General features: G+C 64.1%; 15 protein-coding genes. 7 read left to right on the plus strand and 8 right to left on the minus strand.

What is annotated here, in order from left to right:
- The first annotated feature begins 45 nt into the window (after window positions 1–45).
- The 3 genes from PLO63_05855 (at window position 46) to PLO63_05865 (ending at window position 2,006) form a co-directional block, all read left to right on the plus strand.
- On the plus strand, window positions 46–897 hold the full coding sequence (locus PLO63_05855; GenBank protein ID HOI73657.1) for a hypothetical protein: 852 nt from the start codon (window positions 46–48) through the stop codon (window positions 895–897).
- Window positions 898–978: 81 nt separating this feature from the next.
- Window positions 979–1,524 (plus strand): hypothetical protein, encoded by a 546-nt coding sequence (locus PLO63_05860; GenBank protein HOI73658.1) that lies wholly within the window; start codon window positions 979–981, stop codon window positions 1,522–1,524.
- Window positions 1,525–1,607: 83 nt separating this feature from the next.
- A complete protein-coding gene (locus tag PLO63_05865; GenBank protein HOI73659.1) occupies window positions 1,608–2,006 on the plus strand; it encodes a PaaI family thioesterase in 399 nt (132 codons plus the stop codon).
- An 80-nt stretch (window positions 2,007–2,086) separates the two neighbouring features.
- Here the strand turns inward: PLO63_05865 and PLO63_05870 are convergent, their stop codons facing one another.
- Window positions 2,087–2,623: a bacterioferritin gene (locus PLO63_05870; GenBank protein ID HOI73660.1), complete on the minus strand. Its 537-nt coding sequence runs from the start codon at window positions 2,621–2,623 to the stop codon at window positions 2,087–2,089.
- 155 nt (window positions 2,624–2,778) lie between these two features.
- Here PLO63_05870 and PLO63_05875 point away from each other — a divergent pair, with 155 nt between their 5' ends.
- The 4 genes from PLO63_05875 to PLO63_05890 all read left to right on the plus strand — a co-directional run bounded on the left by PLO63_05875 (window position 2,779) and on the right by PLO63_05890 (window position 6,469).
- Window positions 2,779–3,327 carry a cysteine hydrolase family protein gene (locus PLO63_05875; GenBank protein HOI73661.1) on the plus strand — a complete coding sequence of 183 codons (549 nt, stop codon included), beginning with the start codon at window positions 2,779–2,781 and terminating at the stop codon, window positions 3,325–3,327.
- Between the two features lie 127 nt (window positions 3,328–3,454).
- Window positions 3,455–4,450, plus strand: coding sequence for a tripartite tricarboxylate transporter substrate binding protein (locus PLO63_05880; GenBank protein HOI73662.1), 996 nt, complete (start codon window positions 3,455–3,457; stop codon window positions 4,448–4,450).
- Window positions 4,451–4,489: 39 nt separating this feature from the next.
- Window positions 4,490–4,942, plus strand: a complete 453-nt coding sequence (locus tag PLO63_05885; GenBank protein ID HOI73663.1) for a tripartite tricarboxylate transporter TctB family protein — start codon at window positions 4,490–4,492, stop codon at window positions 4,940–4,942.
- Window positions 4,943–4,966: 24 nt separating this feature from the next.
- The gene (locus PLO63_05890) at window positions 4,967–6,469 is read left to right on the plus strand and encodes a tripartite tricarboxylate transporter permease (protein HOI73664.1); all 1,503 of its coding nucleotides are present in this window, start codon (window positions 4,967–4,969) and stop codon (window positions 6,467–6,469) included.
- Between the two features lie 60 nt (window positions 6,470–6,529).
- On the opposite strand, the gene PLO63_05895 is transcribed toward PLO63_05890, so the two are convergent.
- The 7 genes from PLO63_05895 to PLO63_05925 all read right to left on the minus strand — a co-directional run bounded on the left by PLO63_05895 (window position 6,530) and on the right by PLO63_05925 (window position 14,108).
- On the minus strand, window positions 6,530–8,326 hold the full coding sequence (locus PLO63_05895) for an NADH-dependent [FeFe] hydrogenase, group A6 (protein ID HOI73665.1): 1,797 nt from the start codon (window positions 8,324–8,326) through the stop codon (window positions 6,530–6,532).
- Window positions 8,327–8,373: 47 nt separating this feature from the next.
- A complete protein-coding gene (locus PLO63_05900) occupies window positions 8,374–11,430 on the minus strand; it encodes an NADH-ubiquinone oxidoreductase-F iron-sulfur binding region domain-containing protein (GenBank protein HOI73666.1) in 3,057 nt (1,018 codons plus the stop codon).
- 42 nt (window positions 11,431–11,472) lie between these two features.
- Window positions 11,473–11,856 carry a (2Fe-2S) ferredoxin domain-containing protein gene (locus tag PLO63_05905; protein ID HOI73667.1) on the minus strand — a complete coding sequence of 128 codons (384 nt, stop codon included), beginning with the start codon at window positions 11,854–11,856 and terminating at the stop codon, window positions 11,473–11,475.
- 32 nt (window positions 11,857–11,888) lie between these two features.
- Window positions 11,889–12,383: an NAD(P)H-dependent oxidoreductase subunit E gene (locus PLO63_05910; protein HOI73668.1), complete on the minus strand. Its 495-nt coding sequence runs from the start codon at window positions 12,381–12,383 to the stop codon at window positions 11,889–11,891.
- A 31-nt stretch (window positions 12,384–12,414) separates the two neighbouring features.
- Entirely contained in the window at window positions 12,415–12,963 is a 549-nt protein-coding gene (locus PLO63_05915; protein HOI73669.1) for a sensor histidine kinase, read from the minus strand.
- Between the two features lie 5 nt (window positions 12,964–12,968).
- On the minus strand, window positions 12,969–13,706 hold the full coding sequence (locus PLO63_05920; protein ID HOI73670.1) for a PHP-associated domain-containing protein: 738 nt from the start codon (window positions 13,704–13,706) through the stop codon (window positions 12,969–12,971).
- Between the two features lie 63 nt (window positions 13,707–13,769).
- Window positions 13,770–14,108, minus strand: a complete 339-nt coding sequence (locus PLO63_05925; GenBank protein ID HOI73671.1) for a DRTGG domain-containing protein — start codon at window positions 14,106–14,108, stop codon at window positions 13,770–13,772.
- Between the last annotated feature and the right edge of the window lie 8 nt (window positions 14,109–14,116).

The raw sequence follows: 14,116 nt of genomic DNA on the forward strand, positions 1-14,116 counted from the left end.
GCTTGGGGACGGCGAGCCGTCCGGTGGCTTGCGGGAGATACAACCATGCGTATGGTATGGATCATCCTGGCGGTGTTTGCAGTCGTTCTTGCCGCCGTCCTTGCCGCCGTCCTTGTGATCGCCGATATGCGATGGCAGGCGAGGACAACGGACCTGGTTGTGCAGGCCGCTGTCTCACCTGCCGGAACACCGGCTGTCTTCAACCCGTCCGAACTCGAAGGCCTGCCCGCGCCCGTGCAGCGCTATTTCCGGGCCGTCCTGGCGGAAGGAAGGCCTCTGGTACGCCGTGCGCGGCTGCAGCAGGAGGGTGAATTCCTCGTCCGGCCGGAATCAAACGGATGGGTTCCCTTCCGTGCCGAACAGACCGTGGGTGTGAACCCGGCTGTCTTCGTGTGGGACGCCCGCATGGCCATGGTTCCGGGAATCGACATCCGGGTTCGGGATGCCTTCGCCGCAGGCCGCGGATTCATGCACGCAAGCATCCTGGCTCTGGTGCCGCTGGTTGCCGCGGAAGGTACGCCTGGCCTCGCTGTTGGAGCCCTGCAACGCTATCTGGCCGAGGCAGCCTGGTTTCCGACCGCTCTCCTTCCTTCCCAGGGCGTCTCATGGACGGCCATCGACGCATCGAGTGCGAGGGCGACCCTGGATGCGTCCGGGGTCAGGGTTTCCCTTGTCTTCCGCTTCGGCGACGACGGCCTGATCCGGAGCGTTTATGCCCCGGACCGTCCGCGCAGCGTCGGCGACCGGGAAGTGCCCACGCCCTGGGAAGGCCGCTGGCAGGAATACGGAACCCTGGGGGGGATGCGTGTGCCCATTCGCGGGGAGGTGGCCTGGCTGCTTCCGGAAGGGCGGCAGGTTTATTGGAAGGGCCGGATCACAGAGGCTCTGTATGACTGATGTTGAAGGAACAGGACGTAAGGGCGGGGGAGACCGGAAGGGTCGCCCTGCGCAATCAGAATCAGATCAGGAGGTGTCGTCGTGAAGAGAAGGGTTTTGTTGATGGTACTGGTTTCTTTCCTTGTCGTCGGTTTCTCGGCCATCGCCCATGCGGACCTGAATGTTTTTCTCCGCGATCTGAACGTCCAGGCCAGGGCCGACATGGACGGTTTCAGCGCCCGGGTGAGCGCCCAGTTCGGTGTGCCCGTGCCGAGGGTCCATGCGATCATCAGGTCCGTGGACAATCCGGCCGATGCCTTCATGTGCTTTGAGATCGGGCGAATGACGGGCCGGGCACCGGATGCGGTCCTCACGACATACCGACGCCACAAGGGGAAAGGCTGGGGCGTCATTGCCAAGGAAATGGGCATCAAGCCCGGGTCGGCTGAGTTTCATGCCCTCAAGCGGGGCGATCTGGCGCTGACGGGGAGGCCGGCCGGTCCGGGCGGGAAAGGACCGGGAAAGAAGGAGAAGGTTAAGGGAAAAGGGAAGTGGAAAGACCGCGGTGATGACGATCCCCGGGACTTCGATGACGGCGACCGGGGGCCCGGGAAGGGCCGCGGCCAGGGGCGGGGCCAGAATCGTTAGGAGCCGGGGAATGAGCACCACCCGGATCCGGATTCGGGCGGTGCGGCGCCAAAACTGTGGAAAGGGATCAGAAGAAGATGACGATGGAGGAACAAATTGAGCAGGCCCTGGCGACGTTTCTGCCGGGGCATCTCGGCATCCGGATCGAGAAAGCCTCCCCGGAGGAAGTGGTCGGCTCCCTGACCGTCGAGGAGCGCCTGTGCACCTACGGCGGCATTCTCCACGGTGGATCCATCATGGCCCTGGCGGATACCCTGGGCGGCGTCGGGGCCTTCCTGAACCTTCCCCCCGGGACGCGGACCTCGACGGTGGAATCCAAGACAAACTTCGTCCGGGCCGCGAAGATCGGGACGAAGGTGACGGCTACGAGCCGGCTCATCCACAAGGGAAGGACCCTCGTGCTCTGGCAGACGGAGGTCCGGGACCCCGAGGGCAGCCTGCTGGCCCTGGTTTCCCAGTCGCAGATGGTCATTCCGGCCTGAGAGAGCCACCGTGCCCGGCGGCAAAGCGGGCGCCCCGGCCGCTGCCGGCAGGGGCGCTCCGTTCGCCTCCATTCGCCGCATTACGCGGCAGGTCCGGTTACGAAGCCCTTGGACGGGGGGCCCGTGTCGGCCGGCGTCCCGGCGATCTGGGCGAGGTAGGCGGCGCCGAGCTTCTTCAGATGGTCGCTCACGTTGTCGAAGTAGTTGAAGTGGGCCTGCTCCTCGTCGTTGATGGTCTCGAAGAGCTTCATGCTGATGCTGTCCCCACTCTCCCGGCATACCAGGATGAACTGGTTGTAGGCATCGATGGTGTCGTCCTCGAGGGTGGCGTTGAAGGGGAACACGGCCTCCACCTTCTGGCCCTTCTGAACCTTCGCGGCGAGGTCCGTCGTCGGCTCCCCGCCCAGCTCCTTGATGCGCTCGGCGAACATCTCGGCGTGGCGCATCTCGTCGATGGCGATCAGCTTGATCTTCGCCGCCAGCTCCCCGTAGTCCATGTCGTCCAGGTTGTAGTGCTGGTTCATGTACTGGTGGATGGCCATCAGTTCCATGGAGCGCGCCTTGTTCAGGACGTCGATGACCTTCTTCCTGCGCTGTTCCTTGCTGCCCTGTGCCATAAAGCCTCCTTTCCAGGCTGTGTTGGATGATCTTCTGTTGATGGAGACAGGAACCGTGATTCGTGGTATGCAGTTCCCCCGTAAGAGAGGGAAACCGGAAATTTCCTGGAGATTCAGGACGAAGCGGTGCCCACTATACCAAAAAGGGGGTGCAAATGAAAAGAGTCCTGCTGTTGATCGACATCCAGAACGACTACTTTCCCGGCGGCAGGATGGAGCTGGCTGGGAGCGTTGAGGCCGGGGAAAAAGCCGGGCTCCTGCTGGCGGCGTTCCGGAGCCGGGATCTCCCGGTGGTCCACATCCAGCACGTGTCGGTCCGTCCGGGATCCTCATTTTTCCTGCCGGACACGGATGGCGTGCAGGTTCATGCGTCCGTCCGACCGCGGGAGGGGGAGGCGCTCTTTCAGAAATTTTATCCCAACAGCTTCCGGGAGACCCCCCTCTTGGAGCACCTGCGCCGGCTTGAAACCAGGCAGCTGGTCATTGCTGGAATGATGACACACATGTGCGTCGATTCCACCGTGCGGGCGGCCTTCGACCTGGGCTTCACCTGCAGCCTGGCCCACGACGCCTGCGCCACAAGAAATCTGTCCTTCGGGGGCATCGAGGTGCCCGCGGAGCATGTCCATGCCTCCCACATCGCGGCGCTCAACGGAATTTTCTGCAGGGCCGCCGCCGCGGAGGATCTCTGCGCCGGTCTCTGAGAGCGAGGGGCGGGGAAGCCGGCGGGCGGCGTGACCGGAAGGCTTCGTTCCCTTCGCGGAGCGTCCCGGGGAATGCCTGCCCTCGTCTGGCGGCCGCCGGAACATGATCATCGAGGAGGAATCCAGAATGAGCGGTAGAATCCGGTTTCTGCTGACCGTTGCCGTTGTGGCGGCCATTTCCATTGGATTTCCGGTGACCGGCCCGGCGCTGGCGGCCTGGCCCGAGCGACCGGTCACCCTGCTGGTCGGCTTTGCTCCCGGCGGGACCATGGATCTGAGCGCAAGGGCTCTCGCCCGGGCGGCGGAGAAGGTCCTGGGAAAGCCGGTCGTGGTCGAGAACAAGACCGGAGGGACGGGGACCGTGGCCCTGGCGGCCCTGCTTTCCCAGAAAGCGGACGGCTACACCCTCTGCGCCACGCCCAGTTCAGTTCTGATCCGGGTCTCCCAGATGCAGCGGGTGCCCTTCAAGCCGCTGACGGGCTTCCGGCCCATCCTCGGCTTCACCACCCCGCAGCTGGGGATCGTTGTGAAACAGGACGCACCCTGGAAATCCATGGCCGACCTTATGGCCTATGCGAAGAAGAACCCCGGCCGGCTGAAGTATGCCACTACCGGCGTGGGGAGCACGACCCATGCCGCGGTGGAGGAGGTTGCCGCCCGGGAGAAGGTGCGCATGGTGCACGTGCCCTACAAGGGCAGCATCGAGGCACTGACGGCTCTCCTGGGCGGGCACGTCGACTTCGCCTCCGTCACCTCCGAATTCATTCCTTCGGTGAAGGCCGGCCAGGCCCGCCTGCTGGTCACGATGGGGGAAAAACGGTCGCCTAAATTTCCGCAGGTGCCGACGATGAAGGAAGCCGGCTACGATTTCACGAACGACGCGGTCTATGCCGTCGTCGCACCGGCGAATCTGCCGCCGGAAATTGCGGGGAAGCTGGAGGATGCATTTGCCCGGGCTGTCCGGGACAGGGACTTCCTGCAGGCCCTCGACCGGATCGACCTGGTTCCGGTGTATTACGATTCGACGGCGTTCCAGCAGTTCCTGCGGGTTCAGTGGAAGATCATCAACCGGCACCTGAGGGCGGCGGGCCTCATCCGGCAGGCGGCCACGCCTCCGGAGTAGAAACCCGGCGGACCGGACCAGGGAGGCGGTTTGGACAGCGTGAACAGGATCACCCGGGATCGGATCAGCGGCGCTCTCTGGCTGGCGGCGGCCGTTTTCGTCACGGTATCGGGAACAAGGCTCGGAATCGGGACGTATGACGACCCCGGCCCGGGCTTTCTTCTCTTCTGGTCGGGCCTCGGCCTGGGCCTGCTGGCCGTCGTTCTCCTGCTCCTGAGCCTGGGGGGCCGGGCGTCGGCGGAGGAAGGGCCCCTGCGGCTTCCGCGACGATCCGGTGTCCTGGTCGTTGTCTCCCTGGCCCTGTATTGCTGGCTGCTGCCGGGGCTGGGCTATCTGGCCGCGACGACGGGATTGATGCTCGTCCTGTTCGGCCTCGGGCGCATGAGGATCCGCAACGTCGTCCTCGGCTCCCTGATGGCGGTCATCCTGAGTTACATTCTTTTTCTCCACGTTCTGAAGGTTCCCCTTCCCCGGGGAATTCTTTCCTTTTGATCGCGGAGCCGCGGGGTTGCGTCGTTGGATATCCTGAACGGTCTCCTTTATGGCTTTTCCATCGCCACCCAGCCCGACCACCTCGTCCTGGTCTTTGCCGGCTGCCTCCTGGGGACGCTGGTCGGCGTACTGCCCGGTCTCGGACCGGTGGCGGCGATTTCCATCCTCCTGCCCCTGACCTTCCAACTGCCGCCGGCCGGGGCGATCATCATGCTCGCGGGGATCTACTACGGGGTGATGTACGGCGGCTCGACCACCTCGATTCTGGTGAACGTTCCCGGTGAGACGGCCTCCGTCGTGACGTGCCTGGACGGCTACCAGATGGCCCGCCAGGGCCGGGCGGGTCCCGCCCTGGGAATCGCCGCCTTCGGGTCCTTCATCGCCGGCACCGTTGGCATCGTCGGCCTGCATCTGATCGCCGGGCCCCTGTCTTCCGTGGCGCTCAAGTTCGGGCCGCCGGAATATTTCGCCATCATCCTCATGGGGTTCACGTTCGTCACGTACCTGGCCCCGGGATCGCCGCTCAAGGCGGGGATCATGGCTGTTCTCGGCCTCATCCTGAGCGGTGTCGGACTGGATCCGATCACGGCGGAGCAGCGGATGACCTTCGGGGTGATCAACCTGTTCGAGGGGATCGGGGTGGCCCCGCTCGCCATGGGGCTCTTCGGCGTCGCGGAGGTCCTGAAGCGACTGGAGCAGGCGTCCTTCGGCAGGATCCTGACGGTGAAAATCCGGAGCCTTTTCCCGGGCCGGAAGGACTGGCTGCAGGCCCGGTGGGCCATTGTCCGGGGAACGCTGACGGGGTTCTTCCTGGGCCTTCTGCCCGGCGGGGGGCCCGTTCTCTCCACATTCGTATCCTACGGCATGGAAAGGCGGATCGCGAAGGAGCCGGAGCGGTTCGGCCGGGGTGCCATCGAGGGGGTAGCGGCCCCCGAGGCAGCGAACAATGCCGCCGCCTCCACGTCCTTCATCCCGCTCTTCACCCTGGGCATCCCGCCGAACGTCGTCCTGGCCGTCCTGTTCGGGGCCTTCCTGGTTCACGGCATCCAGCCGGGGCCCCTGCTGATCCGGGATCATCCGGACATCTTCTGGGGCGTCGTGGGCAGCATGTACATCGGTAATGCCATGCTGCTCGTCCTGAACCTGCCCCTCATCCCCCTGTGGGTTCAGGTCCTCCGGATCCCCGACCGGATCCTGTATCCGCTGATCCTCCTGCTGTGCGTCGTCGGCGCCTATTCCATCAACAACAGCGTCTTCGACATCGGCGTCATGGTGGTCTTCGGCGTTGCCGGCTTCTTCCTGAAAAGGGGAGGCTACGAGGCGGCTCCGCTGATCCTTGCGTTCGTCCTGGGACCCATGCTGGAGGTCAACCTGCGCCGGTCGCTGCTCATCTCCGGCGGTGACTTCTCCATCTTCTTCACCCGCCCGATCGCCCTGGGGGCCATGGCTGCCTGCGCGCTCCTCCTGGGGCTCTCCTTTTTCCGTGTGCGGAAAGAGGGCCCGCCGCGTCACACCGAAGCACCATAAGAAAAGGGGACGGACCGCAGTCCGTCCCCCTTCTGGAAGCTGTTTCCACAATCCGGCCGGTCAGTTTTCCGCCGGGTGGTGGGGATCCTCCCACGACCCTTCGTAGGCCCGGTGGGGCACGTCGGTCCCCCGCTGCGTGTAGTGCGTGTGCAGAAGCTCATGGGACTTGTGGCCCAGGGGCTCCTTCAGGAAGACCTCGTAGATCTTCGTGATCGACGGGTTCTCATGGGATTGGCGGAGCTTCTGGACGTCCTTGTCGTCCCGGTAGAGGGCCGAGGAGCGGAGGATGCGGATCTCGTTGTTCGTCGGGATCGGCTCTCCGCCGCCGGCGATGCAGCCGCCGGGGCAGCACATGATCTCGATGAAGGCGTAGTCCGCCTTTCCCTCCCGGATCAGGTCCATCAGCTTCCGGGCATTGCTGAGGCCGTGGGCGACGGCCACCTTCACCTCGCCCAGGGGGCCGACCGTGAGGGCCGCCTCCTTGACCCCATCCAGACCGCGGACCGGGGTGATGTCGAGGCTCGGCAGGTTTCCGCCGGTCACCACCGCATAGACTGTCCGGAGGGCCGCCTCCATGACGCCGCCGGTGGCGCCGAAGATCGTTCCCGCACCGGTGTACTCGCCCATGGGGGCATCGTAGTCCTCGTCCGGCAGGTTGAGGAAGTCGATGCCCGACTCCTTGATCATCCGTCCCAGCTCCCGGGTCGTGAGGACGTAGTCCACGTCCCGGAAGCCGCTGGAGTTCATCTCCGGCCGGGAGGCCTCGAACTTCTTGGCCGTGCAGGGCATGATGGAGACGACGACGATATCCTTCGGGTCGATGCCGGCCTGCTCGGCGTAGTACGTCTTTGCCAGGGCCCCGAACATCTGCTGGGGCGACTTGCAGGTGGACAAGTGGTCCAGCAGGTCCGGGTAGAAGTGCTCACAGAACTTGATCCACCCGGGGCTGCAGGAGGTGATCATGGGCAGCGTGCCGCCCTCCTTGACCCGTTTCAGGAGCTCGTTTCCTTCCTCGATGATCGTCAGGTCGGCGGTGAAATTCGTATCGAAGACCTTGTCAAAGCCCAGTCGCCGGAGCGCGGCGATCATTTTGCCCGTCACGAGGGATCCCGGGGGCAGGCTGAATTCCTCGCCGAGGGCGGCCCGGATGGCCGGTGCCTCCTGGACGATCACGTGTTTCGCGGGATCCTGGAGGGCCTTCCAGACGGCGTCCACGTCGTCCTTCTCATAAAGGGCTCCCACGGGGCAGGCGAGGATGCACTGGCCGCAGGCGACACAGGTGGACTCGATCAGGGGCAGGTTGAAAGCCGGGGTGACCCGGACGTCGCTGCCCCTGTAGGACGGCGTCAGGACGCTCACCGACTGGACGGATTCGCAGACGGTGATGCAGCGGTGGCAGTTGATGCACTTGCGGTTGTCCCGGACGATGGACGGGCTGGACCGGTCGATCATGCTCTCCGGGAAGGACTCTGGGACGTCGAACCGCATCGAGCGGACGCCCACCATTTCGGCGACCCTCTGGAGCTCGCAGTTGCCGTTGCGGACGCAGAAATTGCATTCCTGGGGGTGATTGGACAGGAGCAGTTCCACGACAAGGCGCCGGGCGGTCCGGACCCGGTCGGTCGTCGTCCGGACGACCATCCCCTCGCTGACGGGGAATACGCAGGAGGCGATGAGGCCCCGCTGGCCCTCCACCTCCACCATGCAGACCCGGCAGGCGCCGGGGGTGTGTCCGATTTCCTGCCAGGCGCAGAGGGTGGGGATCCGGATGCCCGCCTGCTTCGCGGCGTTCAGGATCGTCGTCCCCGTCTCCACGCTGACTTTCTGGTTGTCTATGGTCAGGGTTACTTGTGACATGCATGTCCTCCGTGATGTTCTATCGATAGGCTCCGGTGACGGAAGTCTTATACTTCCGCGTCGCAGCGCAGGCAGCGGCAGGCCTCCGCGATGGCCAGCTCCCGGGTGAATCCGAGTTCGACCTCTGCGAAAGACGTGTTCCGCCCGGCTCCGTGGAGCTCCGGCATTTTCGTCTGGGGTGCCTCCTGGGTCTCCTCGTCGATGATGAGGGGAACGTCGATCTTCTCCTCCGCCGGCGCTTCCCAGGCTGGCTCGCCCGCTGCGGTCCGGATGTCGGCGTCGATGTCGGCCGCCGCCTGATGGCCTGCGGCGATGGCGCCGATCACCGTGTCGGGACCCGTGACCGCGTCGCCCCCGGCGTAGAACTTCGGGCTCGTCGTCCGGGATTTGCTCCCCTTGGCCAGGTCGTAACAGGTCCACTTGTTGATGACGATGCCGCTGTCCTTGGGAACGAAGGCCATGTCGGGCACCTGGCCGATGGCCGCCACAACGGCGTCCACGGAGAGGGTGAACTCGGAGCCGGGGATGGGGATGGGCCGCCTGCGGCCACTCCGGTCGAAGTCACCGAGCTTCATGCGCTCGCAGGTGATGCCGCTGACCTTGCCGTCTTTCCCCTCTACGCGCAGGGGCGCCGCGAGGAACTCGATCTTGATGTCCTCGTCCAGGGCCGCTGTGACTTCCTCCTCCGCGGCGGGCATTTCCTTCCGCTCACGCCGGTAGAGGATGGTCACGTCGGCACCCATCCGCTTCGCGCAGCGGGCGGCGTCGATGGCGGAGTTGCCGCCGCCGATGACGGCCACCTTCGATCCGAGGGTCCTGGTGCCCTTCATCCAGGCGTTTTCATCGAGGTTGAAGGCCCGCAGGAATTCCACGCCGCCCCAGACGCCCTGGAGATCCTCCCCCGGGACGTCCATTTTCGTGCTCTTGTGGGCGCCCGTGGCCAGGTAGACGTAGTCGAAGTCCTTGCCCAGCTTGTCGAAGGGGAGATCCTTTCCGACCCGGACATTGCACCGGATCTCTACGCCGAGCCGGCGGATGTCGTCGATCTCGCCGGCCAGGATGTTCCGGGGCAGCCGGTAGGACGGAATGGCCCAGCGCAGCATGCCGCCCGGATCGGGAAGCTCCTCGAAGACCGTCACGGCGTAGCCCCGGAGTGCCAGGTCCCGGGCGGCCGTGAGGCCCGCCGGACCGGCGCCGACCACGGCGATCTTCTCCTTCCGGATGACCGGAACGGGGCTGACCTCGGGCCGCGGGGCGCTGTCGGTGATGAACCGCTTGAGGAACTTGATGGCGATGGGCTCGTCCATCTTTCCCCGGCGGCACTTGGACTGGCATTTGTGGTCGCACACCCGGCCGCAGACAGATGGGAAGGGGTTCGTCTTCAGGAGCACCTTGTAGGCGTCCTCGAACCGCTCCGCCCGGATCAGGCCGATGTAGGCCGGAACGTCCATCCCGATGGGGCAGGTGTTCTGGCAGGGTGACTTGAAAAGGGACGAGCAGACGGCGGCCCGGCAGTGCTTGTCCCGGATGTGCTCCTCGTACTCATTGCGGAAGTAGCGGATGGTGCTGAGCACCGGATTGGGCGCCGTCTGGCCGAGGCCGCAGAGGGAGGCGTCCTTGATGATACCGGCCATCTCCTCCAGAAGCTCGATGTCGCCCTCCTTGCCCTTGCCATGGGCGATGTTCGTGAGGATCTCCAGCATCCGCTTGGTTCCCTCGCGGCAGGGGGTGCACTTTCCGCAGGATTCGTCCTGGCAGAAATCCATGAAAAACCGGGCCATGTCGACGGCGCAGTTGTCCTCGTTCATGACGATGAGGCCGCCGGAGCCCATGATGGCGCCCAGTTCGGCCACTTTTTCATAATCCACCGGGGCGTTCAGGTGCTGGACGGGGATGCAGCCGCCGGAGGGGCCGCCCAACTGTGCGGCCTTGAATTTCTTGTTCTTGGGGATGCCGCCGCCGATGTCGTAGACGATCGTTCCCAGTGGGGTTCCCATGGGGACTTCCACGAGGCCCACGTTGTTCACGTCGCCCGTCAGCGCGAAGACCTTGGTCCCCTTGCTCTTCTCGGAGCCGACGCCGGCGTGCCACGCGGCGCCCTTCAGGATGATCTGGGCGACATTCGCGAAGGTCTCCACGTTGTTCAGGACCGACGGCCGCTGCCAGAGGCCCGCTACGGCGGGGAAGGGCGGCCGCGGGCGGGGCATGCCCCGCTTGCCCTCGATGGAGGTCATGAGCGCCGTCTCTTCGCCGCAGACGAACGCGCCGGCGCCCTGGTAGATCTCCAGGTCGAAGTCGAAGCCCGTTCCCAGGATGTCCTTTCCCAGGAGGCCCATGTCCTGGGCCTGGTTGATGGCGATGTTCAGGCGGTGGATGGCCAGGGGATACTCGGCCCGGCAGTAGATGTATCCGTGGTGGGCTCCGATGGCCTTGGCCGCGATGACCATGCCCTCGAGAACCGCGTGGGGGTCCGCCTCCAGGACGCTGCGGTCCATGAAGGCCCCCGGATCGCCCTCGTCGGCGTTACAGAGGACGTATTTGATGTCGCCGGGGGAGGTGGAGCAGAATTTCCACTTCAGGCCCGTGGGGAATCCGGCGCCGCCGCGGCCGCGGAGGCCCGAGTCCAGCATCGTCTGGACGATGTCCGCGGAGGACATCTCGGTCAGGGCCTTTGCCATGCCGGCGTAACCGTCCCGGGCGATGTACTCCTCGATCCGTTCCGGGTCGATGAGGCCCCGGTTGCGGAGAACCCGCAGCTCCTGCAGGGCGAAGAAGGGAATTTCCTGCATGGTCGGGATGACCGCTTCCGTGGTCGGTTCCCGGTACAGCAGGCGCTCCAGGATACGCCCCTTCACCAGGTGTTCTTCCACCAGCTCCGGCACGTCCTCCGGCTTGATCATCATATAGATAACACCCTCGGGGTAGACCACCATGATGGGGCCCTGGGCGCAGAATCCGTTGCAGCCCGTCTCAACGAGCTTGATCTCGTCGGCGAGATTGCGCTTCATCAGCTCGGCCACCAGGGCCTTTTTGACCATCAGGCTTCCCGAGGCGTGACACCCCGTTCCCCCGCAGAGCAACAGATGTGAACGAAATACTTTCATTGGGTTTCCATCCTCCTTCATCACGTCAGAGATTCCGTCCCGCTACTTCACGATTTCCGCGCCCCGTGCGAGGACGAAAGGCGTCTGGATCTCTCCCTCCAGGACGTGCTTCTTGAACACCTGCCGCATCTTGTTGGCGTTCATGTATTCGTATTTGATGGGTTCCTGGCCGATCAGCTCCACCGTCACCAGGGGTTCGCGGCTGCAGAGACCCATGCAGCCGGAGGTGGTCACGATCACGTCGGTAACCCCCGCTTCCTCGATGGATTTGATCAGGGCGTCCATGACGTCCCGGGCTCCCGAGGCGATGCCGCAGGTTCCCATGTGCACGGTGATCTTCGCCCGGCGTTCACCGTCCCGGAGGGCCGTTTCGGCGTGGACGCGCTCCTTGATCTTCTTCAGATCTTCGATATTCAGCTTTGCCATTGTGCCGTACCTCGCATTCGCAAGAGTCTTGTTTATTGATACTGGTTGAGCAGTTCCTTCACCTTGGCTGGCTTCACGCGCCCGTGGACCTCATCGTCCACCACGACCACCGGTCCGAGACCGCAGGCGCCGAGGCAGCGGACGGACTCGTAGGTGAACCGCCGGTCGGCGGTCGTCTCACCCTCCTTCACCCCCAGGACCTTTTCAATGTTTTCCGCGATGGCTTTCCCTCCGCGGACATAGCAGGCGGTGCCGAGGCATACCCGAACGGTGTGCCGGCCCTTGGGGGTCATGGTGAAGAAGGAGTAGAACGTCACGACGCCGTACACACGGCTGAGTGGCAGGTTGATACCTTCGGCGATCCGTTTCTGGATGCCGATGGGCAGGTACTCCAGGACCATCTGGGCCTCTTCCAGGACGGGGATCAATCCCCCTGGTTTGCCCTTGTACTTTTCGATGATCGCGTCAAGTTTTGCGATCTGTTCCTCGGAAAACTCCTTCAATAGTTCTGTGCTACCGAGTTTCATGAATGTGTTGTCCTCCTTCCCGTCAACAGGGTCAGGCCCCTGCTTTGATTTCCGTTAAGCCTTCGTCCACCTGGCTGCGAATCCAGGCCAGGATCTCCGGATGGTTGAGGGGGATATCCCCGACTTCCTCCCGGATGTCCCGGGTATCCAGGACAAAACTCCTGCCGTTCCGCTCATGGCGGTACACCAGTTCGATATCGGGGTGACCCGTGAGAATGGTCACCAGGGTTCCGGCAATGTCGCCCAGGGGTTGGCGGTCAATGTGCGCGAGCCCGAATGTCACCCGGACGTTCGTGCCCTCGCCGGGTCTCGATTCCACTGTCAGTCCGCCTCCGGTCTTTCCCGCGGCCTCCGCCAGCATGGGAAGCCCCAGGCCGACACGGCGGACTTTCTTGGTCGTATAAAACGGATCCAGCACCTTTGCGAGGGTCTCTTCCGTCATTCCGACCCCGTCATCCCGGATCTCCAGCGTCAGGCGGTCCCGCTCAGGGTTCTCCCGGATGGTGATGAATATGTGCTTTGCCTCCGCCCGGGTGGAATTTTCCGCAATGTCCAGTACGTGCAGGGAGAGCTCCAGCATCCGGGCTACTCCTCGATGGTCCGTCCTTGCCGTTTCCGGAAGGCCATCGACAGTTCCTTCACCGTCACGGCATGCATCCTCACGTCCGTCCAGGCCCTCCCGATGTCCCGGATATGATGGGCATCCGAGGAGGTGATGAAGGAGAATTGCTCCAGTTCCGGATATCGGATGCGCCCTCCCCGGATCCCCGTTTCCGGCGACAGTTCCAGTGCATCGAAGGGGGGACCCGGCACGATGAATCCGAGTTGGCTCAGGATGCTGAAGCTTTCCCGGTCGATGTGGGAGGCCACGGCCAGTCCACCCAGGTCGTGGATTCGCTCTACGATGGCCTGGAGCGGAAGCTCCGTGGCCCCGATGAGCAGGCGATCACAAAACCCTTCCACCTCGTCCCGGTCGTTGACGATGGCCTGGCATCCGAAGCGCCGCTCGTCGTTCCGGCCGGGCAGGTGGCGGCTGATCCATTCCTGGAGGGGGAGAAGCTCCTCCACGATATCAAAGAGGGCCAGGAGGTGCACTTCCTCCCGGCTTGCGATCTCCATGCCCGCCAGCACGGCGAGCGGGGTGCCCTCGGCGCACCGCCGGACCCAGGCGATGTTTTCCGAGGCGTTGTGATCGCAGATGGCCACCGCGTCCAGCCCGACGGCCAGGCAGCGCTCGACCAGCTTTCGGGGGTACATGTCCAGCTCCGCGCACGGTGACAGGCAGGTGTGAACGTGCAGGTCGCAGCGGAAAACCTTCAGCATGACCGGATCCCCGACCTTCCGGCAAAAAAAAGACCATGGAGAGATCCATGGTCGGGGTGGGGATCATCCTCCCCGTACATTCAGGATTTCATAAATCTTGCCGGCCGTTTCAAAGCCCGACAGATCCGATACGAGAATCGGCACATTCTCCTTTGCGGCCTTCTCCAGGGTGTCTGCGGCCGGTTCGTTTCCCTGTACCAGAACGATGCCGGCATGATCCTTGAGGCTGGCGACAGCGATGATGTTCTGGTGGATCTGGCGGGTGATCCAGAGATCTCCTTCACTGCTGTGGGCCATGACGTCGCTCAGCAAATCCCCCGTGAATCCTCCCGTCACGTTCCTGTCCAGCAGATCGGCTCCATGTCGGATCTTCAGGCCCAACGCCTTTACGATGGTTGCCAAGTCCACGA

Source organism: Syntrophales bacterium (assembly GCA_035363115.1).
Taxonomy (GTDB): domain Bacteria; phylum Desulfobacterota; class Syntrophia; order Syntrophales; family PHBD01; genus PHBD01.